The organism is Microcoleus sp. AS-A8 (genome assembly GCA_039962225.1).
Lineage (GTDB): Bacteria > Cyanobacteriota > Cyanobacteriia > Cyanobacteriales > Coleofasciculaceae > Allocoleopsis.
This window is the reverse complement of sequence record JAMPKV010000007.1, coordinates 73,159-99,990: the sequence shown is the minus strand read 5'-3', so window position 1 is coordinate 99,990 and position 26,832 is coordinate 73,159. Positions and strand designations below refer to the sequence as shown.

Genomic DNA, 26,832 nt, shown 5'->3' with positions numbered 1-26,832 from the left:
AGAATGATGCAAGATATGAGCAGACACGCCTAATCATCCATCAACACTAAACGTTCGCATTAGTTATCAATTCTCCCATCGCGACAACAATTTTGCGGGAACCGACATAAGGATTGCGGCTGTGGGAAGTCAGCATATTATCCAACATCAAGATGTCCCCTTTCTGCCAGTAAAAACTAATTTGATTTTCTTGATAGATGGCTCCAATTTCTGCCATTACTGAATCTTCAATGGGAGTTCCATCACCGTAATAAACATTGCGCGGTAGCTTATCTTCCCCAAATAAAGACAGCAGCGATTGGCGAACGACTGAGTCTAAGCAGGATACATGGTGTAACTGAAGTTGATTGAAAAATACCAACTCCCCAGTTTTGGGATGCCCCGCTACTGCGGGGCGAATTTTGCGAGTTTTCAAGCCATTGTTCTCTAGCCACTCAAATTCCATTCCTGCTTGACGGCAGTAGTTTTCAACTTCGGTTTTGTCGGTGGTGTGGAAGAAATCTTGCCAACTGACATCTAAGCCCTCAATGTAGTTACGAACGTACATCAATTGCTTTTTCTCGAATTTTTCTCGCAACTTTGGATTGAGGAGTTGATAGATTTTTCGACAATCAAGAATAGGAGTTTCTCCCCCTTGCTGTGCGGGTTGGACACAGAAGAACCAGATTTTTAGGGGCCAGCGGTGCAAGTGAGAACTTTCATTGTGGAAGAGGATGGCTTTATCGGGTGGATAAGGGGTGGAACCGTAAACTTTACCGCTAACTCCTTCGCGAGGTAAGTCTCCATACTCTCCGAACAAATTCGGGTGAATGGCATTAGCCACGTTTTCAAAATCGGCAGCAGAATTGAGATTAAATCCTCGGAATAAGATAGCTCCGTGTTTGAGCAAGTTAGTTTCGATGAATTCTCGGTGGCTACTTGCCCAGTCGGCTAAGTCGATTTCATCGCTATCCGGTTCAATGACTAAAGGTAGGGATTGTTCGGGTTGAAGAAAACTAGTTTTGATTAATTGCTTTTGGGGTAAACTGACCGCTTTGGGTTTAATGGCTTTGAATTTGTTGAACTTTGCTTTGTCGCGCTGGGTTTGTTCGGCAAGTTGTTTTTGTTTTTCAGCTTCACTTAACATTTCTAAGGTATCAATTCGAGTATCGGGGTCTTTGACAATGCTGCTAAGTAATGTCTCAAGATGACCTGAAAGGCGAGCGATCGCAGATTTTTCAAACAAGTCAGTACTGTATTTCCAAGTCCCAATAATTCCTTGCTCTGTTTCTTCCATAAATAGAGCTAAGTCAAATCTAGTGATTCCGGTATTCATCTCTATTGGCGTAACGGTTAAACCGGAAAGCTCTAATGCTGGCAAGGGAGCATTTTGCAGCACAAACAATACTTGGAATAGTGGCGTATGACTTGAATTTCGCTCTGGACGTAAAGCCTCTACTAACTTGGCGAAGGGTAAGTCTTGGTGAGCATAGGCTCCTAAGGCGACTTCGCGCACCCGTTCAAGTAACTCCCGAAAACTGGGATTGCCAGATAAGTCAGTCCGCATGACTAAGAGGTTGACAAAAAACCCGATGAGGGATTCAGTTTCGTGGCGGTTGCGATTGGCCACATCGGTGCCTACGACAATATCATCTTGATGGGTGTAGCGGTGTAGCAGGGTTTGAAAGGCTGCCAGTAGAATCATGAACAGGGTAACCCCTGCTTGGCGGCTGAGAATTTGGAGTTGTTCGGTTGTGGCAACAGAGAGTTGGAACGATTGGGTTTCGCCTCGGAAGCTCTGAACGGCAGGGCGCTGTTGCTGCATCGGTAGTGCTAGCGTTGAAGGCGCACCTGCGAGTTGTCGCTGCCAGTAAGACAGCAAGTTTTCCAACACATCTCCCTGTAACCACTGATTCTGCCAGTGAGCAAAGTCAGCATACTGGATGGGGAGTTCTGGTAGGGGTGATGGTTTTCCCTGAGAAAAGGCGTCGTAAAGCGTGGTGAACTCTCGGATGAATATTCCCAGCGACCAACCATCGCAGATGATATGGTGAATTGTGAACAGGAGGATGTGTTCCGATGCACTCAATTTCAGCAGCGTGACTCGCAGCAATGAACCCTTGGTTAAGTTAAAGGGTAATTGAGCTTCTCGCTTTGCCAGTCGCAGAACTTCAGCGTCTCGTTCGGTTTCCGGTAACGCTTGCAAGTCCACCACCGGAATGGTTAGGGTCAAAGTTGGGGTGATAACCTGAACGGGTTGCCCATCAGCAACGATAAAGGTGGTACGCAAGACTTCGTGACGCCGCACGATTTCGTTGAAACTCTGCTCTAGTGCTGCAATGTCGATCGCACCCATCAGACGTACCGCAGCAGGCATATTATAGGTGGTGTTGTTTGGCTCCAACTGATCGAGGAACCACAATCGTTGTTGGGTAAAGGAAAGGGGCAGGTTGCCATTGCGAGAGATGGGTTGTAGAGGCGAAACCTGTACATCATCTTTGGATTGCTGCAATTTTGCGATCGCTTTCCCCAAACTTGCCACTGTAGGATACTCAAAGATATGGCGCAAAGGCAGTTCGAGTTGGAAAACATTTCGCAACCTGGAAATTAGCTGAGTTGCCGATAAGGAATGCCCCCCAAGCTCAAAGAAGTTGTCATCAATCCCCACCTGCTGAACACCTAGCACTTCTCCCCAGATGTCAGCGATAACCTGCTCAACGGGGGTGTGAGGTGCAGTATAAGCCTGCTCTGAGTTGCGTTGCGACCAATCTGGCGCTGGCAGTGCGCGGCGGTTCACCTTGCCATTGGGTGTCAGAGGTAGCGCTTCGAGCAGTACTAACGCAGATGGCACCATGTACTTCGGTAGCTTTGCCTCCAAAAATTGGCGCAACTCGGTTATCGTTAAAGTCTGCTCTGGGTGCAGGACGGCATAGGCAACTAAGGACGAATTTCCGGGTTCATGCTCCCGAAGTGCGATCGCTGTTTCTCTTACTGCGGGGTGTTGACTGAGTGCCGCTTCAACTTCTCCCAACTCAATGCGAAAACCCCGGACTTTAACTTGATCGTCAATCCGTCCCAGATACTCCAGCGTTCCATCGGGTCGGTAGCGCACCAAATCTCCCGTTTTGTAAAGCCTTGTGGGGTGGGCATCCTCGCCGCCCAAATGCTCTACAGTAATAAATTTTTCTGCCGTCAGTTCGACTCGGTTGAGATAACCACGAGCTAACCCAGCACCACCGATGTACAATTCACCGGGAACCCCTACGGGAACTAACTGCTGATGGGAGTCGAGAACGTAAAATTCAGTGTTAGCGATCGGTCGCCCGATCGCAACAATACCCTCTTTAGACTCTACTTTATAAGCGGCTGACCAAACCGTTGTTTCTGTTGGGCCGTATAAGTTCCAGACTTCAGTCCCCTGTTCGAGCAACTGATTGGCAAGTTCGCGCGATAGAGCCTCACCTCCGCAGAGGATTTTTAGGGGATAGTTCTGCTGCCATCCCGCCGCTAATAATAGCCGCCAAGTAGCGGGAGTAGCTTGCATAATTGTTCCTTTTGTGCCATACAGGCGTTTTAATAATTGGGTGCCGTCAGCAGCAACTTCACGGCTAACAATAACGGTGCAAGCCCCCATAATCAGCGGTAGGTACAATTCCAGTGCGGCAATATCAAATGAGAGTGTGGTGACAGATAAAAGGATATCTCTCTCATTTAGCCCGGTCGTCTGGCGCATTGCTGTGAGAAAGTTCACTAAGGCACTGTGGGGAATTTGTACGCCTTTGGGTTTGCCAGTAGAGCCGGACGTGTAGATGATATAGGCTAAGTTTTCGGGGGTTGCCGTGTTGGTGCTAGGGTCATCGCTGGCTTGACTAATACCTTCCCAGTCGGCATCTAGACATACAACCTTAGCTTGATGTTTCGGTAACGCAGCGACCAAGTTCTCCTGAGTGAGCAGCACTGAAACTTGGGCATCTTCGAGCATGAACGCCAAGCGATCTGGGGGATAAGCTGGATCGAGAGGGACGTAAGCTCCACCCGCTTTGAGGATGCCCAAAAGTCCGACTACCATTTCGAGCGATCGCTCTACACAAATCCCCACCAGTACCTCTGGCCATACTCCTAGCTGCTGTAGGTAATGCGCTAGCTGATTTGCCCGCTCGTTGAGCTGTCGATAGGTCAAATGTTCATCTTCAAAGACAACGGCGACAGCATCGGGTGTCCGTTCGACTTGGGCTGCAAAGAGTTGATGAATACACTGGTCTTGAGGATACTCGGAGTGAGTGTTATTCCACTCCAGCAGTAATTGATACTGTTCAGCTTCCGTCAAGAGTGGCAATTCTGAGAGACGTTGAGCGGGATTGGCAACGATACCTTCGAGCAAGCTTTGGAAATGTTCCACCATCCGCGCAATGGTCGCCTCGTCGAATAAATCGGTGCTGTATTCAAATGCTCCCGTTAATCCCTGCTCAGTTTCCCTGAGATATAAAGTCAAATCAAACTTTGCCGTCACTCCGGGCATTTTCAAGGGAGTGAGGGTAACTCCTGGCAGTTCCAGAGGCTCCAAGGGTGCAGTTTGTAAGATAAACATGACCTGGAACAATGGCGTGTGCGATAGGGAACGCTCTGGCTGTAGAGCTTCTACCAGTACCTCGAAAGGAAGGTCTTGATGAGTATAAGCGTCTAAAGCGACTTGCCGCACCCGTGCCAATAACTCTTGAAACGGAGGATTGCCTGATAAGTCGGTGCGTAATACCAGAGTATTGAGAAAAAAACCAATCAGGGGTTCGATCTCGCTGCGGTTACGATTGGAAATCGGTGAGCCTACACAGATGTCCTCTTGGTTGGTATAGCGGTAGAGGAGTGTCTCAAATGCCGCCAGCAAAGTCATAAACAGAGTAACGCCTTCGGACTGGCCTAGCTGTTTGAGTTTTTCAGTCAGAGGTGCTGTTACCTCAAACTCCTGGGTAGCTCCCCGGAACGTTTGAACAGGGGGTCGTGCGCGATTGCCCAAGGGGCACCGGCGAAGCCGATCGCTAGGGAGTTGCAACACGGGGAGGTTGCCCCCTAAATGTTGCTTCCAGTAAGTTAGTTGTTGTTCGAGTACTTCCCCTTGCAACCACTGCCGTTGCCAGTATGCGAAGTCAGCGTATTGGATAGGAAGTTCAGGCAGGAGGGCAGATTGTCCACGGGAGAAGCTTTCATAAAGCGTTGCCAGTTCCCGAATCAGTACCTCTCTTGACCAAGCATCGAAGATGATATGGTGAATGGTAAACAGGAGTATATGCTCTGTCTCGCCTAATTTCAGCAGCGTGACTCGTAGCAACGGCCCTTTGGTGAGGTCGAAGGGTTGCTCAGCCTCTTGGGCAGCAAGCCGCTGAATTTCGGCTTCCGGGTCAGTAAGTTGCTGCAAATCTACCACTGGCAGCGTTACAGTCAGGGTTGGGGTGATGACTTGGACGGGTTGCTCGTCTACCAGTACAAACCTCGTGCGTAAGATTTCGTGACGCTGGATAATGGCATTCAAACTCTGCTCTAGCACCGCCCCATTGAGTACCCCAACCAAACGCACAGCAGCGGGTATGTTGTAAGCAGAACTACCGGGTTCCAGTTGATCTAAAAACCACAGCCTAGCTTGAGCAAAGGAGAGAGGCGCTTCCTCTAAATTTTCTCTGCGGGAAATCGTCTGCGTCACAGAGACTTCGATGTCTTCATCCTCAAGGAGGAAATCGAGAAGCTCAAGCTCATCGGCAGAAAGCGCAGTCGGATTTGGAGAATTGGTTGGATGCATTAGACGCGAACTCCTTCTTTCTTCTTCTGAGCTAGAAGTTTTTTCTTCTCTTCGGCAGACATCGTCTTAATCTTCTTTAGAGTGAGAGCAATCTTTTCTGTCTGCCCCGGTTTGGCTTCATTGGCGATGAGGATTTTTGACAGATTTGCGATCGTTGGTTCTTCAAATAAGTCGCGCAGAGTTAATTGCGCTCGTAAGATTTTATGTACCCGCGATATCAATTGAGTGGCTAGCAAGGAATGTCCACCCAAGTCGAAGAAATTGTCATGAATTCCCACTCGTTCGATTTTCAGGATGTCAGCCCAGATATCAGCTAGCACTTCTTCAATGGGGGTTTGAGGAGCTACATATTCTTTTAAATTGAATCTAGCGCTGTCTGGCGCAGGCAAGGCAAGGCGGTCTATTTTGCCATTGGGCGTTAGCGGAAAAGCATCTAACAGTACAAAGGCAGTGGGTATCATGTAGTCGGGCAACTGTTCTTGCAAGAAGTCTTTTAAGTTGCTGACGACAGGTTTAGCATCGGGATGGGGGAGAATATAAGCAACTAAACGCTGATTTCCCGGTTCATCTTCCCGAACCAGAACTACACTCTCCCTGACACTGGGATGTTGAGCAAGTAGGGATGAAATCTCTCCTAACTCAACTCTGAAACCCCGAATCTTGACTTGGTCATCTACCCGACCCAAAAACTCAATATTGCCATCTGGGAGATAACGAGCCAAGTCCCCAGTTTTGTAAACTCTTGTGGGGTGGGCATCCTGCCTGCCCAAATGCTCGATGGTAATAAACTTGTCAGCCGTTAGTTGCGGTTGATTGAGATAGCCCCGCGCCACACTATCCCCACCAATGTACAGCTCACCAGCCACCCCGATGGGTACAGGTTGCAGGTAATGGTCGAGAATATAAACTTGGGTGTTTGCGATCGCACGCCCTAAGGGTACTGTCTCAGATTTATCCCTCATTCGCTCATGGACAGGATAAGTCAAGACACCGACAGTCGTTTCAGTTGGCCCGTAATGGTTGAGGATTTGACAACTAGGTACGTACTGCCGAATTTTCTCAACTAACTGCCAACTCAGCACTTCACCCCCCAAAATCAGATACTGTTTCGGCAAAATCTGCTCCGGGTGGGAAGCTGTCAAAAGAGCGTTTAAGTGAGAAGGGACAATTTTAAGACAGTCAATCCGATGACTTTCACAATACTCTACTAATGCCTCCGGACTCGTTGCCCGTTCGTGCGAGATGATGTGTAAACATCCACCTGTACACAAGGCTGGGAAAATAGCCGTGTTCCCTAAATCTGCCGCAAAGGTAGAAACCGTTGCAAAGCTAGTACCCTCCGGCAAATCTAGTCTTTCTAAGATACCGTATAGGTAATTGAGGAGTTGACGATGCTCGACAGCAACACCTTTAGGCTTTCCGGTTGAGCCTGAAGTGTAAATTACATACACTAAATTCTCAGGCGTTGCTTTACTGAGTGGATTCTCATCCGGTTGCTGAGCAATAACCTCCCAGTCGCTGTCCAAACAGATGAGCGGTGTTGCTTGTTCGGAGAACCTTTGAGCTAAGTCCTGTTGGGTCAAGATGACAGATGCCCCAGCATCTTGCACCATGTAAGAAAGGCGATCGATTGGAACGATAGGGTCTAATGGGAGGTAAGCTGCACCTGCTTTGAGAATTCCCAATAAACCAACGAGCATATCCAGGGAACGCTCTACGCACAGCGCCACAATCGTTTCAGCACCAACGCCTAACGTTTGCAGGTGATGGGCGAGTTGATTGGCACGGGTATTGAGTTGGGCGTAAGTCAGTTGTTGGTTTTCAAAGACAACGGCAATGTTGTCAGGGGTGCGTGCTGCCTGCTGCTCGATTAATTGATGGATGCAAAGGTGTTTGGGATAATTGGCCTGGGTGTTGTTGAATTCGACGAGCAGTTGTTTGCGATCGCACTCACTCAAAATCTCCAACTCACCAATAGCAGCTTCAGGCTTTTCTGCGACACTTATCAACAAGGTTTGAAAGTATCTTGCCAAGCGTTCAACATCTTCTACCTGAAATAACGTTGAATCGTAGTGAAATTCCGCGATTACAGAATTATCCTGACGAATACAGGAGAGTTTCACTTTAAACGGTTCAACACAAACATATTGTTTGTAAATAGAAAACGATACGCCAGTAGCAGAATACCGCTTCGGCTGTTCATCGAATTCAAAACAAAAGGGAAAAAACGATGAATTTAAGTCTTTTTCATTCTCTGCTGGAATTTGTTCCCAAGTAAATGATTCCTGCCATTTAAAGGCATCGTTTATCGATTCATCAATTTGTTTTAATACATCAAGGAATTTAAATTTATCTTCTAAATGACTATTAACAGGTAAATATTTAGCTAACAGCCCTAACGCAGACTCTAGTTCTTCATAATTCCGCCCCTTACAATACCTGCCAGCAACAATATCTGACCGTCCGGTAAGACGCCAGAGCAAGATATGCCAGCAAGCTTCCAGAAGGACAGAAATTGAAGTGCCGTAGTTTTGAGCAATCTCTTCCAGCTTGGCGACAGTCTTGGAGTCGAATGCTAAGTTAATAAATTCAGGTACAAATCCTGGCTTTACGGCAGGCTGATTTTCATAAGGAAGCTGCCACTTTGCCAAATCAGAAAAATTCTTTTTCCGCCAATACTCTCTTCCAACTACCGCTTCTTCGCCTTCAAACAATTCATTTTGCCATTCAGCAATATCAACATACTGTAATGGCTCATCTTCCAATTCCTGATTCTGCAACTCTGCTGCATAAAAGCGGCTGATTTCACGCACAAGATTCTCGATACTTGCCGCATCCGAGTTCATAGCTGGTAAGCTAACCAGCAATATATGCTTATTGGGCGCAAGAATGACTAGAGAAATATCTACAACAGAACCCTGCTCGAAGTCAAAAAGTAGCTGATTACTGGCGTTAAATAGTGCCTCAATTTTAGCGTGTTGTTCTTCAGGCGATAAACAACTCAAATCATGGTAACGAACGACTGGTTGGCTGTTAGCGGTGATGACTTGTAGGGGAAAGTCCATCCCCGGCAACGCCTGAAAGTTAGTGCGAAGAATCTCGTATTTTTCAATAACCTTTTGTAAGGCTGACTCTAAAATTTGTGTATTGAGATTCCCCTCAATGAGAACAGTACATTGAACGCGATAAGGTTGACTGTGTACACGTTGCTGTAGTATCCACAAACGCTTTTGCTGAGGGGAAAGTCGAAACCCCTCTATCGATAGCCCCTGCATAGTCTTAACTCCATTCTCTTGAGCTAAATATTTTCAAAAAAATCTTTTCTATCTGAAGCAGTCTTTATATTTATCTACTCTAAGCTGTGGTTTAAACTCATATTCCCTTCTCGGTTAAGCGCTAAAAGGTTCTGCCATTCCTACTACAACTTTCCGAGAACCCACGAACGGCTTGCGTCCATGAGCTATTAGCATATTGTCTAACATCAAGACATCCCCTTCTTGCCAAGGAAAGGTAACAGCTTCCTGCTGATATATTTCGCGAATTTCATCTAATACAGAAGCTTCAATCGGAGAACCATCGCCGTAATAAACATTACGCGGAAGGTCTTCTTCTTTTATCGTTGACAGAAGTGTTTGGCGGACTTCCGGATTCAAACTGGAGACATGGAATAAATGAGCTTGGTTAAACCACACGGTTTCCCCTGTTTTAGGATGTGTGGCAACGGCTTGACAAACTTGACGAGTCCTTAAATGCTTGCCGCTATCTTTCCACTCGAATTCAATGCCAGCACTTTGACAATAATTTTCGACTTCTAATTTATTTTTGGTTTGAAATACATTTTCCCATGAAAGGTCTAAATTGTCACTATAATTTCGGACATACATCACCTTTCTTTGCATAAATTTATCTTTGATTTTAGAGTCGATACGTTGAAAGACTTTTCGACTATCTACGATTGGTGTTTCCCCTCCCAATTCAGCTGCTTTTAGGCAGCAAAACCAGATTTTCATGGGCCAATTCAGAGAGTAAGCCATCTCGTTATGTAAGGGAATCGATTGATTAGCAGGATATTCGGTGGAGGTATAGATTTTACCGCTAACTTTACTGCGCGGTGTTGAACGATAGGAATAGTCCAGCAACGTTCCGGAAAGGGTTTGGATAAATTGCTCGAATTGAACGACTTCTCTAATATTAAAGTTCCGGAATAAAAGACCACCATGTTGCAAAAGCCAGGATGCGATCGCATCTCGATTGTTAGCTGCCCAAGTGACCAAGTTAATGCCTTCAACAGCGGGTTGAATTACCAAAGGCAGCAGCTGTTCCGGCTGGAACAACTCAGCTTTGGCTAGGTCGGTTGGCGATACTTTGACGGCTTGGCGTTTGGTCGTTTTGAATTTCATGCTGTTAGGGGTCAGGGGTCAGGAGTCAGGAGCCAGGAGTCAGGGGTTTTATTAGCACTGTTTTCCTGTTGACTTTTGCCTTTTAACTTTTGACTTGCTTGCGCCGAATGTGTCCGAGTTTTTGACGGCGTGCTGTTTTGAATTCTTCTTCTTGTGCAAGTTGTTCTTGTTTTTCGATATTTTCTAAGACTTTCACTAGCTCGTTGAGCTGAATATCGGGTTGTTTGATAACTGTATCGAGAAGCGTTTCGTACAACGTTGCTATGCGAGCAATTGTTGCCGCTTCAAAAAGTTCGGTTTTGTACTCGAAGAAGCCTTTCAGCCCCTCTGATGTCTCTGTTAAATCGAGCTTGAGGTCGTATCGCGCTACCCCAGTTTCTACCTCTAAAAGGTTGAGCGTTAGACCTGGAAGTTCTACGGTTGGCATGGGAGCATTCTGGAGGACAAACCACACCTGAAACAGGGGATTGTGTCCGAGATTACGCTCTGGCTGTAACTCTGCCACCAGCTTCTCGAAGGGTAAATCTTGATGGGCGTAGGCTCCCAAAGCAACTTCCCGCACTTGCCTCAACACGTCCCGGAAACTGGGATTACCTGATAAATCAGTGCGTAGGACAAGGGTATTCACAAAAAATCCAATCAGTTCTTCCGTTTCGCGTCGATTGCGATTGGCGATGGGTGAACCGACGGCAATATCCTCTTGACCACTGTAGCGGTAGAGCAAGGTTTTGAACGCCGCCAATAGAGTCATAAACAGGGTGACGCCTTCCCGCTGACTGAGTGCTTTGAGTGCTTCCGTTAAGGTTGAGGACAAGGCAAAGCTGTGCTTTTTCCCAGTGGAGGATGAAGTGGAGGAGCGATCGCTGGATAATTTCAGTACAGGGGGAATGGTGCCCAGTTGTCGCTTCCAGTAAGTGAGCTGAGGTTCTAACACCTCTTCCTGCAACCACTGTCGCTGCCACACGGCGAAATCTGCATACTGAATTGGAAGTTCTGGCAGGGGAGAAGGTTGTCCTTGAGAGAAGGCATCGTACAGGGTTGTCAGTTCTCGGAAAAACACTCCAGCAGACCAGCCATCAGCCACAATATGATGTACACTCAACACGAGTAAGTGTTCCTGCTGGTCTAGCTGTAATAGCAGCGATCGCAGCAACGGGCCTTGGGTTAAGTCGAAGAGTTGTTGGCTCCACTGCGTGACTAACTGTTGAACTTTTTGTCCTCTCTGGGCCTCTAGCACCTCGCTTAGGTTCCTTACTGACAGCTTCATCGTTAGGGATGGAGCAATCACCTGAATCGGTTGCCCTTCAACCACACAGAAGGTTGTGCGTAAAGCGTCATGACGGCGCACGATTTCATTTAAAGCTTGCTCTAGCGCTGCCACATTGAGGGAACCAACGAGGTGTAGGGCAGTTGCCATATTGTAGGCAATGCTCCCTGGCTGTAGTTGATCCAGCAACCAGAGGCGATATTGAGAAAAGGAAAGCGGTAGCACCCCGTCGCGGGAGACTCGTTCAATCGGAGGGACTGGCCGTTCCGATTGGCTTTGCATCAACTTTTGAACGCTGGCGGCGAGTTCAGCCAAAGTAGGGGATTCAAACAAGCAGCGCACAGGCAATTCGACTCCAAAAGCCTTCTCAATTCGAGAAATCACTTGGGTAGCTAACAGGGAATGTCCACCTAACTCAAAGAAATTCTGATCAATTCCTACTGCCTCAACACCGAGCAACTGATACCAAATTTCTGCTAATACTTCCTCAACTGGGTTGCGAGGTAGGACAACAGCTTCTTGGGGACTAGTTGTAGTTGCCTCAGGTACGGGTAACGCTTTGCGGTCTACCTTACCATTGGGAGTTAGCGGTAGCGCCTCTAGCTTCACAAACAGCGAGGGCACCATGTAACTGGGCAAGTGTTCCCCCACAAAGCGACGCAATTTCTGGGCTAGTTCATCTTGGCAAGATTGACTCACAAGGTAAGCCACCAAACGCGGGTTGCCCGGTTCGTCCTCCCGCAATATCACCACCGCTTGTTCTACGGCTGGGTGTTGCCGCACAAGGGATTCAATCTCACCCAGCTCAATGCGGAAGCCTCGCAGTTTTACCTGATGGTCAATGCGCTCGATGTACTCAATCGTGCCATTGGGGAGGTAACGCGCCAAGTCCCCCGTCTTGTACAACCTCCCAGCTACCGAATGGTGGATAAACTTTTGCTCGGTCAGTTCCGGGCGGTTGAGGTAACCTCGCGCCAATCCTGCACCACCGATGTGCAACTCACCGGGAATACCAATGGGTACGGGTTGCCCAAACTGGTCGAGCAGATACACTTGAGTGTTAGCAATCGGGCGTCCAACCGGGACTTTCGCTTTGACGAGTTTGGCTGCCTCTACCTGGCAGACAGTAGACCAAATGGTGGTTTCCGTCGGACCGTACAGGTTCCATACAGCAGCACCTCTCGCCAATAACTGCTCGGCTAAGTCGCGGGGTAAGGCTTCACCACCACAGAGGATTTTCAGTTGGGAACTGCCATCCCAACCCGCTGTAAGCAACATCTGCCAAGTGGCTGGAGTCGCTTGCATCACTGTGGCACCCGAAGTAGTGAGCTGTTCGATGAGCTGTTTCCCGTCGCTGGCAACTTCGCGGCTAACTAATACAACACGGGCACCCGTAATTAGAGGTAGGTATAGTTCTAGGGCAGCAATATCGAAGGAGATGGATGTTACAGCTAGGAGTACGTCAGTTTGTGTTAATCCTGGCTGGCACTGCATGGAGGTTAAGAAGTTGACCACACCCCCATGAGGAATTTGCACCCCTTTGGGCTTTCCTGTGGAACCTGAGGTGTAGATGACGTAAGCTAGGTTTTCCGGTGTGGTGCTGCTAGCTGGGTTGTCTGGGCTTTCTTGGCTGATGGTGTGCCAATCCCTATCCAAGCAGACGACTCGTGCCTGATGAGAGGGTAGCCTTGCGAGTAACTGCTGTTGAGTCAGCAGGAAGGGCATTTGGGAATCTGACACCATCAAGGCAAGGCGTTGTTGGGGGTAGGCGGGGTCTAGGGGGACATAGGCTCCCCCACCTTTGAGGATGCCCAACAGGCCGACTAACATCTCTATTGAGCGATCAACGCAGATGCCAACCAGTACCTCCGGTCCCACACCCAACTTTTGCAGGTAGCGTGCCAGTTGATTGGCGCGGCTGTTCAGCTCCTGGTAAGTTAGCTGTTCATTGTCAAATACCACCGCTACAGCATCAGGTGTTCGTTCCACCTGAGCTTCAAACAACTGATGGATGCACACCGTTCGGGGATACTCAGCCCAAGTGTCATTCCACTCTACGAGCAGCTGATGTTCCTCAGTTTCTGTTAACAGCGGTAAGTCCTTGAGGGACATTTTAGGATTAGTCACCATACCTTGGAGCAATGTTTGGAAATGTCCCAGCATCCGGGTGATGGTTGCCCCGTCAAAGCGGCGGCGATCATAAGAGACTGCAAACTTTAACTCTGAACCAGGCAGTACCGTCAGCGTTAGAGGATAATTCGTCTTCTCAAAGGAACTAACATAGTGAATCTCTAGATTTGCCTTCCTCTCCAGTAATGATCGATCCACCGGGTAGTTCTCAAACACCACAATGCTCTCGAACAAGGGCACACCTCGCGGTACTTCACTCCACCCTTGAATCTCTACTAGTGGGCTGTACTCATACTGACGCATCTCAACCAGTTGACCCTGAAGCTGTCTTAGCCACACTAGTAAAGATTGCTCGGCATCCACTTTGACCCGCACGGGCAAGGTGTTGATAAACAGCCCCACCATCAACTCTGCGCCTACTAGGTGTGCTGGACGACCAGAAACGGTGCTGCCATAAACTACGTCCTCCTCACCACTGTAGCGACTCAGGAGTAAAGCCCAGGCTCCTTGAACTAGCGTGTTCAGCGTCAACTGATGCTGCCTTGCCAAGGATTGCAGGGTGGCTGTGGTTTCTGCCGATAGATTGAGAAGTTGCTCATCGTATCTTTCTTCCTGGTTGGACAAGTTGTCCGCATCTAGCTCAATCAGGGGTGTGGGTGCTTGGATTCCGCCAAGCGCTTGCCGCCAGAACGTCTCTGCTGTGGATAAGTCCTGTTGCTGCAACCAAGCGATGTAGTCTCCGTAGGCTCTGCTAGGTGTTAAGGTCAAATCTTTACCCTGGCTAAGACCATCGTAAAGTTCAACAACTTCCTTTAGCACCAACACTGTTGACCAGCCATCTAGAATTAGGTGATGTTGGCTCCAGACAAATTGATAAGAGTTGTCGGCGACGCGGATTAGAGTCAGGTGTATCAGGGGGGCTTGGGACAGGTCGAAACCCTGCTTGCGATCGCTCTCCAGAAAAGCATCTAGCTGCTCTTGCTGCTCTACTGGGGCAATCCCTCGCCAATCGTGCTGCTCTAGAGAGACCTTGACTTCTCGCTGCACAACTTGTAGTGGTTTGTCAAGCTTTTCCCAATAAAAGCTGGTTCGCAAGGCTGTATGCCGAGCCACTACTTGTTGCCAAGCGCGATCAAAAGCCACAACATTGAGTAGTCCGTGCAAGGTAAAACGAATCTGGACGAAATATACTCCTGACTCAGGAGAGTACAAACTGTGGAAGAGAATGCCTTGCTGTGCGGGTGAAAGTTCGTAGATATCTTGGATATTTTCTGCTTTCATTGGCTTGTCTTCTCACTCCCTCTCTTGATTTGCGCCAGTAACTGATCGAGGTCTTTTTGACTCACCTTCGCTTTTTGGAAGTCAGAGGGTGTATAGCCTCCAGCTTCGGGAGATTGGCAGTGGGCGATAAGCGATCGCAGCGCTTGCAGGAAGTCCTGAGCCAAGCGTTTAACTGTAGCTCGTTTATAAACATTTTTGCTATACGTCCAAAGCAGTTTGAGTTGGCTTCTGACCACAAACCCGTTCACTTCCAACAGATAGCGGCGACTTCCCTTTAGGCTGTGAGCGGGTCCAATCGACTCTTTTGCCGGTAGAAACAGAGATGACCCTGACCAAACCTGGTCTAACTGGCCTAGGTAGTTGAAAATTACTTCGGCTTGGGGAAGCTCCCGCAGTTTCGCTGCAATTTCCTGATCATCGCTGAGATAGCGCAGCAAACCGTAGCCAATGCCTCGATTCGGGATGCGGCGTAGTTGCTCCTTGACCGATTTCAATGCCTGCCCTGGATGGGAAGTCTCCCGCAGATCTAACAGGATGGGGAATACCGTAGTGAACCAGCCCACAGTGCGCGACAGATCCACATCATCGAATATTTCTTCTCGCCCGTGACCCTCCAAATCAAGTAGCAGCGATTTCACGCCAGTCCACCGCGCAAAAATCTGCACCAAGGCGGTCAGCAATACATCGTTAATTTGGGTATTGTAGACTGATGGCACCTCTTGTAGCAGAGCTTGGGTTTCTTCTGGGCTGAGCGACACCAATACAGTGCTAGCTGACGCCTCGGTGTTGTCACCCTCAAGATAGTCTATTGGTAGTGTGGAGATTCGTGTCCGAGACTCGCTGAGCCAATAGTTCAGCTCTTGCTGTAATGTTCCGGATCTAGCATATTCTGTCAGTCGGTCAGCCCAATGCTTGAAAGAAGTTGTCTTAGACGGGAGATGAACTACTTGCCCAACACTGAGTTGTTGGTAGACCGTCTGTAGATCCTCCAGCATTATCCGCCACGAGACACCATCTACTGCCAGGTGATGGATGACGATCAGCAAACGACCCGGCTTGTCAGCCCCGAGGTCAAACAGACAGACCCGCACTAACGGTCCCTTTGACAGATTCAAGCTGGTTTGTAGTTCAGCTGCTGCTGCCTCAATTGCTGCTCTCTGCTTTGTGTCTGACAGCGCCGATAAATCCACCCTTGTGAATGGGATAGCTTCGTCAGAATCAGCGTTGACCTGCTGCCAGCCGGATGCCTGCCGCTCGAAACGTAGGCGGAGTGCATCATGGTGTACCAGCAAGTGCTGCACAACCTTCTCCAACACAGCAGGGTTCAGAGGTTGCCGCACTTCCAGCAAAACCGCTTGGTTCCAGTGGTGCGGTTCTGGAAGTTCCTGCTCAAAAAACCACTGCTGGATGGGAGTGAGCGGTAGCGCACCACTCACTACGCCCTGTTCAGTTTGAGTTAGCTGATTAGTACCCGCCACTATTGCTAACTCGGCAATTGTCTGGTGTTCAAACAGCTGTTTAGGAGTAAGCTTAAAACCTGCCTGATTGGCTCTGAAAATAATTTGAAGACTGAGGATAGAATCCCCACCTAGCTCAAAAAAGTTGTCATCTACTCCTATCGGCTCGCGCCTCAGGACATCGCTCCAAATTCCAGCTAGTACTTCCTCGACAGGAGTCCGAGGCGGTACAAAGGTGCTTTCAGACTCAGGTCTAGCTGTGTCAGGCGCGGGCAGTGTTCGACGATCCACCTTACCGTTGGGCGTCAGAGGCAGCTCCTCCAGCATCACCAAGGCTGTTGGCACCATATAGTTCGGCAGCTTCTCCTCTAGGAAGCGGCGCAGTTCAGTAATTGTCAGTGTCTGCTCTGGGTGCAACACTGCGTAGGCTACCAAGCGCTTAGAACCTGGTTCATCCTCCCGAACCACAACCACAGTTTCTCGCACGGCTGGGTGTTGGCTCAGTACCGCCTCAATCTCTCCAAGTTCAATACGGAAACCCCGAACCTTCACTTGATGGTCAATTCGACCCAGGTACTCAATCTCTCCATTCGGCAAATAGCGGGCTAAGTCGCCACTCTTGTAGAGGCGTGCCCCAGGTTTGTCGCTAAAGGGGTTGGGGATGAAGCGTTCATGGGTCAACTCAGGGCGGTTGAGGTACCCCCGTGCCATTCCATCGCCACCTATGTGCAGTTCCCCTGGTACACCAATAGGAACGGGTTGTAGGTGCCGATCCAAAAGATAAATCTGGGTATTAGCAATCGGACGACCGATTGAAACCACACCTGATAGAGAGGTCTGAGTTGAAACCTCATAGACACAGCATCCAACGACAGTCTCTGTAGGACCATACTCGTTAATAAGCTTGGTGTCAGGCGCATTAGTACGCCAGAATGTCAGGCTCTTTGCCAACAGCGCCTCGCCACCGATAATCAACGCTCTCGTCCGACCCGTACCTTCGTAACTGGGTAACAACTGGCTGAGCATCTCTAGATGAGCTGGAGTAATTTTGACTAGGCTGAAATTACTCTGAGAACACAAGACAGCGCTGAGGGCTTCTATTTCTTGTTCTTCTGGGAGCAGTACTACTTTCTGCCCCACTAATAAGGGAGAAAATAAGCTGGTTATGGTCGCGTCAAACCCAATCGAAGAGTTGACTGGAGCGCCACAACCATCTGCTACGGAATAAGCCTTCGTACACCAACTCAGATAATTGACGACTCCTTGGTGGGGAATCATTGTCCCCTTGGGCTTTCCGGTTGAGCCTGATGTGTAAATTACATAAGCCAAGTTAAAAGGCTTAGCATTACTAACAAAATTCTCCTCACTTTCCGCCAGAGTTACTTCCCAATCTGTATCCAAGCAAATTACATGCGCCTCATGTTTGGGAAGTCGGGGCAACAACTTCCGCTGAGTCAACAGCACCGACACCTGCGAATCTGACAACATGAAGGCTAAGCGCTCTTGAGGATAGGTTGGGTCTAAGGGCACGTAGGCTCCATCGGCCTTGAGAATGCCCAACAGCCCAACTACCATTTCTAGCGATCGCTCTACGCAAATCCCCACCAAAACATCCGGTTCTACCCCTAGCTGCTTGAGGTGGCGTGCTAGTTGATTAGATCGCTGGTTTAACTGTCCATAAGTTAGCTGCTGCTGTTCAAACACCACAGCCACTGCGTCCGGTGTCCGTTTTACCTGGGCTTCAAATAGCTGATGAATACACGCATCCTTGGGATAATCTGCCTGAGTGTTATTCCACTCCACTAGCAACTGATACCGCTCCATTTGAGTCAGTAGAGGGAGCTGTGAAATTCGCTGTTCACAATCCATGACAATGCCTTCCAGTAACGTCTGGAAATGCCCCATCATTCGGAAAATCGTCGTGTCGTCAAATAAATCTGTATTGTATTCAACCCGACAGTAGATGCCTTCCCTTGTTTCTGATATGTTAAGCGTCAAGTCATACTCAGCTGTCCCTTTGTCCAGGACGATGGGTTCTAGAGTCAAACCCGAAAACACCAAGCTCTCTACAGGCGCATTTTGGAGAACAAACATGACTTGGAACAAGGGTGAGTGGCTGGTGTTCCGATCCGGTTGTAATTCCTCTACCAGCTTTTCAAAAGGCAAATCTTGGTGAGCATCAGCACCCAACACCACCTCACGAACCCGTCCTAATAACTCCCGAAAGCTGAGATTGCCGTCAAGCTGAGTACGCATCACTAGGGTATTGACAAAGACTCCAATTAGCCCTTCAGTCTCAGTCCGGTTGCGGTTGGCAATAGGAGAACCCACGAGAATGTCCTCTTGCCCTGTATAGCGGTAGAGCAAGACTTTAAACGCTGCCAGCAGCGTCATGTATAGTGTGGCTCCTTCAGAGCTGGCAAGAGATGCGATCGCTCTACTCAAGCGTTGAGACAACACAAACGATTTCGACTTACCCTGGAAAGTCTGACGGATTGGTCGTGGGCGATCGCTGGGTAACTGTAACACGGGGAGATCGCCCCCTAGCTGCTGCTTCCAGTAAGACAACTGGGTTTCTAATACTTCTCCTTGCAGCCACTTTCGCTGCCAGTCGGCAAAATCTGCGTACTGGATGGGCAGTTCAGGAAGGGGAGAAAGCTTTGCTGGCTGTAGCATCGGCTTCTGGGTGGAGAAAGTTTCATAAACAACTGCCAGTTCCCGAATTAACAAGCTTAAAGCCCAGCCGTCAGCAACAATGTGGTGAATAGTAAGAACAAGGATGAACTCCTCCTCCCCCAACCTCAGCAGTGTCGTTCGCAGTAACGGCCCGCGTTCGAGGTCAAAGGGTTGCTGAATTTCCTCAATTGCCTGTTTCTGTGCCACTACTTCCCGCTCAGTATCGGGTAAGTACCGCAGATCTGTCACTGACAACGTGTAAGGACTTAGCACCTCTTCGTCTGTAGGTGCTGGAGCGATCGCTACTACGGGTTGCCCCTCCACTGTAGTAAAGGTGGTTCGCAAGGCTTCGTGACGCCGGATGATCTCGTTGAAGCTGGATTGGAGCGCAGCTATGTTGAGCAAACCCTTGAGGCGAAACGCTCCGGGGATCGTATAAATGGCAGTACCAGGTTGCAACTGGTCGAGGAACCAAAGCCTCGTTTGAGCAAACGACAGAGGAATGGATGCGTCATCCTTCCGGCGAGAAATCTTTTGGGGCGTTCGGGACTCTACCCCCTCTGCTTGAAGCAACGCCTGAAGCAGTGCTTGTTTTTTAGGAGAAAGATTGAAGGCTCCTTTAGCAAAACGACTCATCTCGTCCCTCCATCTTGAGTCAGCAATGTTCTTTGATTCAGCATGGCGTCTGCTTCATCCTCTGAAATTTCTGCGAGCATCAGCATCAGTTGAGCCGTCTTTTCAAGGTTTAACCGTTGAGCCGGATTTTGGAGCAGGACATCAGCTAGGCCAGCTACAGTCAACCCCTCAAAAAGATGGCGCACAGACAAGTTAACCTGGAAGATTTCGCGCAGTCGGGAGAGCGTTTTGGTTGCCAGCAGAGAATCACCGCCTAAATCAAAAAAGTTGTCATCGATACCCACCTGTTCCACCTCTAAGACTTCAGCCCAAACTGTTGCAATTACTTCTTCAACAGGAGTGCGAGGAGCAACAAACGTGGAATTCAACTTTGACAGTGCCAAGTCGGGCGCAGGCAAAGCAAAACGGTCTACTTTCCCGTTCGCTGACAAGGGTAGGGCATCCAGCATTACAAAAACTGAGGGAACCATATACTCTGGCAACTTACTCCTGAGGAAGAGAGGCAATTCTTCAACTGTGGGTAAGGATTTTGGCTCTGGAACCACGTAGACGACCAAACGCTCTTTGTTATGCTGTTTACCTGTAACGCTCACCACTACTGATCGCACAGCGGGATGTTGCATCAAAGCTGCCTCAATTTCTCCTGCCTCAATGCGATATCCCCGAATCTTAATTTGAAAGTCTACCCGTCCCAAAAACTCAATATTGCCATCCGGCAGATAACGACCTAAATCTCCTGTACGGTAGAGACGTTCTCCCGTGCGAGGATGCGTGATGAATTTAGCATTTGTTTTTTCTTCATCCCGCCAGTAGCCTTTTGCCAACTGCACTCCCGCACAGTACATTTCACCAGGAACCCAAACGGGACAGTCTTCTAAAGCTTCGTTCAAAATGTAGTATTTTGCATTAGCCATCGGCTGACCATAAGGGATACTTTTCCAATTTGGGTCAACCTTTTCTATCAGATAACCAATATTCCAAATCGTCGTTTCCGTAGGACCGCCAATACTAAGGATTTGTATTCCTGAAACTAAAGTTTTAAGCCGATTGGGAAGGGAAACTGGAAGCCAATCTCCACCCATAATTGCTAGCCGCAAGCTTGAAGGTAGCGCTACCGAATAACTCTGTGCATAGTCCACCAACATCTCCATCATGGCGGGGACTGAATTCCACAACGTTACCCGTTCTCGCACCATTAATTCAGCCCAATAACTGGGGTCTTTAACACCACAAGCCTCAGGCATGACAATTGTTCCACCAGCACTCAGAAGACCAAAAATGTCATAAACAGACAAGTCATGATTGAGAGCGGTAAGCGCTAAAATTCTGTCTTGAGAACTAATATTAAAACGCTGATTAGTGTGAATGACGACGTTAGCAACGTTGCGATGAGTAATCATCACCCCTTTGGGCAACCCTGTGGAACCAGAAGTGTAGATAACGTAGGCTAAATCATCTGGAGTTTGGATTGGCTGTAATGGCTCTTTACTCTCCTGTGCAAAGTCTTCAGTGTCTATGCATAGGCGCACAACCCTCTCAGACCAAGAAAGTTTTTTATCTAGACAAGATTGGGTCAGAACAATGTCAGCTTGGCTATTTTCTAGCAGGTATAAAAAGCGCTCTTGAGGTAGGTTTGGATCGATGGGAACGTAGGCAGCACCAGCCGCCAAAATACCCATAACCGCAACAATTTGCTCCCATCCCTTTGCCATGACGACGGCTACCAATTGGTTGGGAGTTGCCCCCAATGACCGAAGCTTATGACCAACCTGATTGGAGCGATCGCATAATTCCTGGTAAGTTAAATTACGCTCAGACGAAATAATCGCAAGCTCATTTCCTCGAAGCTGTACTTGCGCGGCAAATAACTCGTGTAGCAGTTCCTCGGAAATAGATGCTTCAGTCGCATTAATAGCATTCCGTTGCACCAGTTGAGCAGGAGGCAACAGTTGTCGAGTCGTCTCAACCCAGGCCGATTCTGAGCTAGCTAAGTGTTTGAGGAAGCGGCAATACGCCTCAAACATATCCTCAATCAAACCTTCAGGGAAGAGTTCTTCAACGACATCCCAGTTAAACGTCAGTGTGCCTTTTTCCTCCCAGACTTGAATGTCCATCCATGCCTGGGATGCTTGGCTGATGCCGTAGACTAATTCTCCGAAATGACTGAACGTTCGGGTTTCCTGTCCCAACGAACCAAAGCCCAAAGTACTCGTGAAAATCACAGGCATGGCATTGGGGGCTGCCCCTTTCTTGCGCGACAGTTCCCGTGTCACGCGCACTCCACTAAAGTAGCGATGTTCTAAATCCTGCCAAAGTTGTTTCTGGAGGCGAACGGCGCGTTTGCCAAATGACTCTGCTTCCGAGTTGTCCACTGCCAGAAGAGTTACAGAGGTAAAGTCTCCCAAGAGGTCATTGACTTGGGGATGCAGAGGCAGGCGGTTAAACAGGGCAAGATTCAGGGTAAATTGAGGATTCTTGCTCCAAAGAGTCATAATTTCAGCAAAAGCAGCAAGCAAGACTCCAGAAGGGGTTAAACCAGCTTTGGCGGCACGCTGCTTCAACTCCTGCCAATCTGCGCGATCGATGCCTCCCTCATAACGCTTGACTCGATGTTGTTTGAGTTGCTGGGGACTCTTCGCTAGAGGTAAATCTGGGGCTGGGGGAAGACTATCGATGCGGCTTAACCAATAATCTTGCGATCGCTTATACAATTCCGTCTCTCGCAAGCCTTGCTCTGCCAAAGCATAATCGCGGAATGAAAGTTCTAACGGTGGCAGTATAACTTCAGGATTTTGATACAGTTGAAACCACTCTTCAAATAGCCGAAACAGACTCCAGGCATCAAATACTAGCAAGTCGTAGCTGATATGTAGCCGAACGCGCTCCTCATCCAAACACGTTGCTCGAAAGTCAAACAAAGGCCATCGATCAGACGGTAAAACCTGATGAGACATTCGCTCCCGAATAGCCTCTAACTGAGCCTTGACAAATGCCTCATCCTTTCCCCTCAGATCCAAAACTTCAAACGGGTAAGCAGGCACCTGTTCCAGAATTTGCTGCTGACCATCTGGTAACACCACAGCCCGCAGCATATCGTGACGTTTAACTAATTCTTGCAGCGCCCAGTTCAAGCGTTCTAGGTTTAAATCATTCCCCTCAATCTCGTAGTAACCGTGATTGGACACACCACCCAGTTCTATCGCCCCACTACGACCGACCCAGAAGGCATGTTGCATGTCAGTGAGAGGAAACGGTTCATAGCGCTGTTCTGGCGCTGACACAATAGTTGGCAAAACACCAGAACTCGTCCCCAAATCATATTGACACAGCATTAACAAAATCTCTGCCTTATGCTCGGTAAGCGAGTCGCGCACTTCTGGTGTCATCACTCCCTTAGGCGCATCAACCAAGAGTGAATCTCCATTGACAGAGAGTTTTATACCTTTGTTAGAAAGATTGGTTAAAAGTAAATGCAAATCCATGTTTAAAGTAGGAGTCAGGAGTTAGATGTTAGGAGTAGTACTGTTTTTCCAAACCATTGCAACAGTTCTAATCTTGCTCCCCCCTTTTTAAGGAGGGTTGGGGGGGATCTAAGCGTGTCGCAAGACCAGGAAAATTTGCATACAAAAAGGGCTATGGTGAGTTATTTATGTGCTTTCTGATATAGGAATTTGAGCGGTTGTGCTTGGTTTAGAAACTCAATACTTCCCGTTCTTCGCCTCCAATAGCATTAGCAATCGAGTCTAATGAAATTAGGCTCGCTAAGGTTAATTGATTAAGTAGATATTCAGCTAGTTGGGTTACGGTAGTTTCACCAAAAAATTTCTCCATTGGTACTCGCACCTTTAGATCAGTTTCGATTCGACTTCTGAGTACGATCGCCATCAAAGAATCCAGTAATGTGGCAAGCGACTGCCGAGAGTTCAACTCGTTTATAGGAAGCTGTAGCGAACTAGCTAAACATTCCAGAAGGTAACTCTCTAGTATCTGCCGCCGTTCCCCTGGTTTTGCAGCGAGGATTTGTTCTCTGGAGAGCAAACTTTTTACTTCAGTACAGAGTTTTTCTGCTTTTATCGCTAGATGAATTCTCTCTTGTTCCGGAGTAACACTAATGGGAAAAGCAGGGGCTGAACCGAGTGCCACATCACCCCAGCGCATTACCATAGCTGCTGCCGTAGCTGCTGCACCGTTGGTGTAGACGAGAACTAAATCGTTTTCGCGAATTTTGCCGACTTGTGCGGCGTGGTACAAGTTAGCGATCGCAAATACAGGCCCAATGTTGGCATAGCGAGGGTAAAGGTTAATTGTTCGCTCCGGATCGATTCCTAGCGCCCTCGTACAAACGCTGGCATACCAGGCAGTCGGAGTATTGAAGGCAAAAAAGTCGATTTGCTCGAAAGTCACGCCAGCAGCAGCAGCAGCGCCTTCGCAGCAAGTACGCACGCAATCCACAGCCGTTTCGGCAAGCATACTTGCATTCTCACCCGTCCGGGTACGGATTCGAGGGTTGCCCTCGGTGTCTGTGATCAGTTCGTAGGAGTAAGCTCCACAGGTAGCAACCGTAGGAACAATTTTGCTGCCCAGGATTCCCTGGTTAGGTTGGATTGAATCGACCACAAATGCTCCCGCACCATCGCCTATCGACCAAGAGAGTGTATCTTCCTCGTCTACTGAATTAGAGCCAATATGCGAGACAACTACTAGGACATTGCGATATTCTCGCGTTTTCAGCAGCGCACAGGCATTCTGAAGCGCAATGATGGCACTCGAACAAGTCGATTCGAGATTCCAGGCGGGACAGCGCAATTCGAGTTTGCGGGCGAGGTAGGCGGCACTGCCGGGACCGATGTGTTCCGGGAAGAGTGAGGCAACGATCGCTAAATCAACATCTTCGGGAGCAAGTTGTGCTGCATTGAGGGCTTCTTTAGCTGCCTGGTATTCGAGTGTGAGTGATGACTCATTGGGGGCAAGTACTCGCCGTTCGATACTACCTCGGAATGGATCAGGTAGATAGGGCGCTACTTCTTGTGACCAGATATCCAGTCCATTGTTGCTATTGATGAGTTCCGTAGATCTAGATGTTCTTGCTCGTCTTGGTTTGTTTCGACGCACTAATTCAGGAGACGTCTCGAGCCAATAATCGTTGGTGCGGATGATGCTGGGAAAGCTGAGTGCGAGTGAGCGAATACCGACTGGAGGATTCATTATGACAAAACTCCTGCTATGTGCGATCGCGATGGGAAGAACCTCTCCCCCAACCCCTTCCTCACTAAAGCTCCGGCTACGAGGAGAGGGGAGTTCTTGTTCCCCCTTCCCTTGCAGGGAACCGGAGCGACCGCCGGAGCTTTAGTGAGGACTTTAGTGAGGATGAGGAGGCTAGGGGGTTAGGTTTTTGATTACTGCCCTTCAAAGCGATTACCTCTTCGGGGCAGTGCAAAGCGATCGCCTCTGGCACCGCGCCAAGCGATCGCACTCGCAGCGGCATAGGATGAGGTATGGCTGATACTCAGCAACCAGTTTGTAACACCGAGTTGTTCTGCAATGTCTTGGCATTTGCCATGCAGCGCGACTGACGGTTCACCACTCTTAAGCCGTTGAATTTCAATATCAAGCCAGGAAACGTCTTGGTTTTTTGCCATGCCGAGGACTTTGATTACCGCTTTCTTGGCAGCAAATCGACCTGCAAGGTACTCAATACGCTTTGCACCCAATGCAGGTGTGCTGCGTTCTGTAGCTGTGAAACACTCCATTTCAAACTGCTTCCCTGATTGCTCTACGAGTTCTTGAATGCGTGTTGTTTCCACAATTTCGATTCCATGACCAATTAGTTTGGTGTCTGCCGATTCGCTCATTTCTCAGAAGACTTCAACACCAAATTGGTCAGCATGGTGTTCATTTTGTTGACTGACTCGATGTATTCGTTTTCCGGAACTGATTCGGCGACGATACCTGCTCCGGCATTTAAGCAAATTGAGTCACCATATTGGTAAACAGAGCGAATTGCGATCGCTAAATCTGCCATCCCCCTACTATCGACCCAACCAATGCCACCTGCATAAAGGCCCCTTGGTTCGTCTTCCAAGCGGTCAATCCATTCAAGAGCTTGTTCTTTATCAATCCCAGAAACTGTAATTCCTGGGAATAATATTTTCAACGCATCCCACAGGGTATTTCCTGGCTTGAGTTGACCACCAACACGAGAAGATAGGTGTTGCACACACCGATACTTCTTGACCTCCATAAAATTAAACGCTTGAACGGTTCCCGGTAAACAAAGCGAGGCGATTTCGCTTTGCGCCAACCAAACAGAAAGCGCGTGTTCTTTCACTTCTTTCGCATCAGTGAACAATTCATCGTTGAGATGCGTATCTTCATCTAAACTTTCACCACGGGGTCGGGTTCCCGCTAGCGGATTCGTCACAACAAACCCGCTTTCATCGACTTCCATGAGAATTTCGGGACTAAAGCCAACGGCGCGGACATCATCTATATTGAGGCAATAGGAACGCGCTGCATTGTTGGCTCTCGCTCCGACGACATAGGTTCCAAGAACATCTAAATCGCCATCGATTTTCATGGAGCGGGAAATAATGGCTTTGTGCAGCTTGGAGCTTTGAATTGCTTCGATTAACGCCTTGATGCGGTTTTGGTAAATTTCGCGATCGCTGCAATCAACGGCTAGAGAGGCTGGCACATAATTGGGGATTTTACTGTCAAATTCTACAACATTTCGGACTCGCTCTAATGACTTTGTACTTCTGATATAAATTCCTTCTTCTGTAAAGCGTAGTTCAGTTTCAGGAATCAAAAAATAGAGAATAGGCTGCTCGATAGCTTTGGAGTAAGAGGAATAAAAACGAGCTATATCGAACGCGACATAACCATAAGCTGTCCAATTCTCAATCGGTAAAGACTCCAACCAGCCTTCAACTTGTTTCAAAGGGTCGCTGATTGGTTCAGAGTAAGACGTATCTATCCCTTTGAACAATACAGCATCCTGACTTACCGATACTTTAACTAGCTCATTTCCAGCAATACGAACTTCATTTTTTCCTTCATACAGGAGGTAATTGGAAAAAATATTAGCTTGAAGGAAATTTTGCAATACGGCGACAGGTTCCCTTTTTCCAGGGATAAAGGTTTCATTGTATTTTATTGCCGTCCTTAATTCAGTTAGCATCCTTTTCTCTTTGTTGATAATTCGTTAATAGTTTACTT

General features: G+C 48.3%; 9 protein-coding genes. All 9 read right to left on the bottom strand.

What is annotated here, in order from left to right; genetic code table 11:
• Window positions 1-46 precede the first annotated feature (46 nt).
• On the bottom strand, window positions 47-5,767 hold the full coding sequence (locus NDI48_12745) for a non-ribosomal peptide synthetase (GenBank protein MEP0832072.1): 5,721 nt from the start codon (window positions 5,765-5,767) through the stop codon (window positions 47-49).
• Window positions 5,767-9,042, bottom strand: coding sequence for a non-ribosomal peptide synthetase (locus NDI48_12740; GenBank protein ID MEP0832071.1), 3,276 nt, complete (start codon window positions 9,040-9,042; stop codon window positions 5,767-5,769). The genes NDI48_12745 and NDI48_12740 overlap by 1 nt, the downstream gene beginning before the upstream one ends.
• A 114-nt stretch (window positions 9,043-9,156) precedes the next feature.
• Window positions 9,157-10,167, bottom strand: a complete 1,011-nt coding sequence (locus tag NDI48_12735; protein ID MEP0832070.1) for a TauD/TfdA family dioxygenase — start codon at window positions 10,165-10,167, stop codon at window positions 9,157-9,159.
• Window positions 10,168-10,249: 82 nt separating this feature from the next.
• Window positions 10,250-14,845: a non-ribosomal peptide synthetase gene (locus tag NDI48_12730; GenBank protein MEP0832069.1), complete on the bottom strand. Its 4,596-nt coding sequence runs from the start codon at window positions 14,843-14,845 to the stop codon at window positions 10,250-10,252.
• The gene (locus NDI48_12725; GenBank protein MEP0832068.1) at window positions 14,842-19,614 is read right to left on the bottom strand and encodes a non-ribosomal peptide synthetase; all 4,773 of its coding nucleotides are present in this window, start codon (window positions 19,612-19,614) and stop codon (window positions 14,842-14,844) included. Before NDI48_12725 ends, NDI48_12730 begins: the two co-directional genes overlap by 4 nt.
• Window positions 19,611-23,096 (bottom strand): non-ribosomal peptide synthetase, encoded by a 3,486-nt coding sequence (locus NDI48_12720; GenBank protein MEP0832067.1) that lies wholly within the window; start codon window positions 23,094-23,096, stop codon window positions 19,611-19,613. Before NDI48_12720 ends, NDI48_12725 begins: the two co-directional genes overlap by 4 nt.
• A gap of 208 nt (window positions 23,097-23,304) precedes the next feature.
• Entirely contained in the window at window positions 23,305-24,819 is a 1,515-nt protein-coding gene (locus tag NDI48_12715) for a phosphopantetheine-binding protein (GenBank protein ID MEP0832066.1), read from the bottom strand.
• Window positions 24,820-25,010: 191 nt separating this feature from the next.
• Window positions 25,011-25,466, bottom strand: coding sequence for a holo-ACP synthase (acpS, locus tag NDI48_12710; protein ID MEP0832065.1), 456 nt, complete (start codon window positions 25,464-25,466; stop codon window positions 25,011-25,013).
• Window positions 25,463-26,794, bottom strand: coding sequence for a salicylate synthase (locus NDI48_12705; protein ID MEP0832064.1), 1,332 nt, complete (start codon window positions 26,792-26,794; stop codon window positions 25,463-25,465). The genes acpS and NDI48_12705 overlap by 4 nt, the downstream gene beginning before the upstream one ends.
• Between the last annotated feature and the right edge of the window lie 38 nt (window positions 26,795-26,832).

Bases quoted from the DNA above. Each gene is read 5' to 3' on its own strand.
- NDI48_12720 (MEP0832067.1), bottom strand. From the start codon at position 23,096: ATGGATTTGCATTTACTTTTAACCAATCTTTCTAACAAAGGTATAAAA.
- NDI48_12705 (MEP0832064.1), bottom strand. From the start codon at position 26,794: ATGCTAACTGAATTAAGGACGGCAATAAAATACAATGAAACCTTTATC.
- NDI48_12740 (MEP0832071.1), bottom strand. From the start codon at position 9,042: ATGCAGGGGCTATCGATAGAGGGGTTTCGACTTTCCCCTCAGCAAAAG.
- NDI48_12715 (MEP0832066.1), bottom strand. From the start codon at position 24,819: ATGAATCCTCCAGTCGGTATTCGCTCACTCGCACTCAGCTTTCCCAGC.
- NDI48_12735 (MEP0832070.1), bottom strand. From the start codon at position 10,167: ATGAAATTCAAAACGACCAAACGCCAAGCCGTCAAAGTATCGCCAACC.
- acpS (MEP0832065.1), bottom strand. From the start codon at position 25,466: ATGAGCGAATCGGCAGACACCAAACTAATTGGTCATGGAATCGAAATT.
- NDI48_12730 (MEP0832069.1), bottom strand. From the start codon at position 14,845: ATGAAAGCAGAAAATATCCAAGATATCTACGAACTTTCACCCGCACAG.
- NDI48_12745 (MEP0832072.1), bottom strand. From the start codon at position 5,767: ATGCATCCAACCAATTCTCCAAATCCGACTGCGCTTTCTGCCGATGAG.
- NDI48_12725 (MEP0832068.1), bottom strand. From the start codon at position 19,614: ATGAGTCGTTTTGCTAAAGGAGCCTTCAATCTTTCTCCTAAAAAACAA.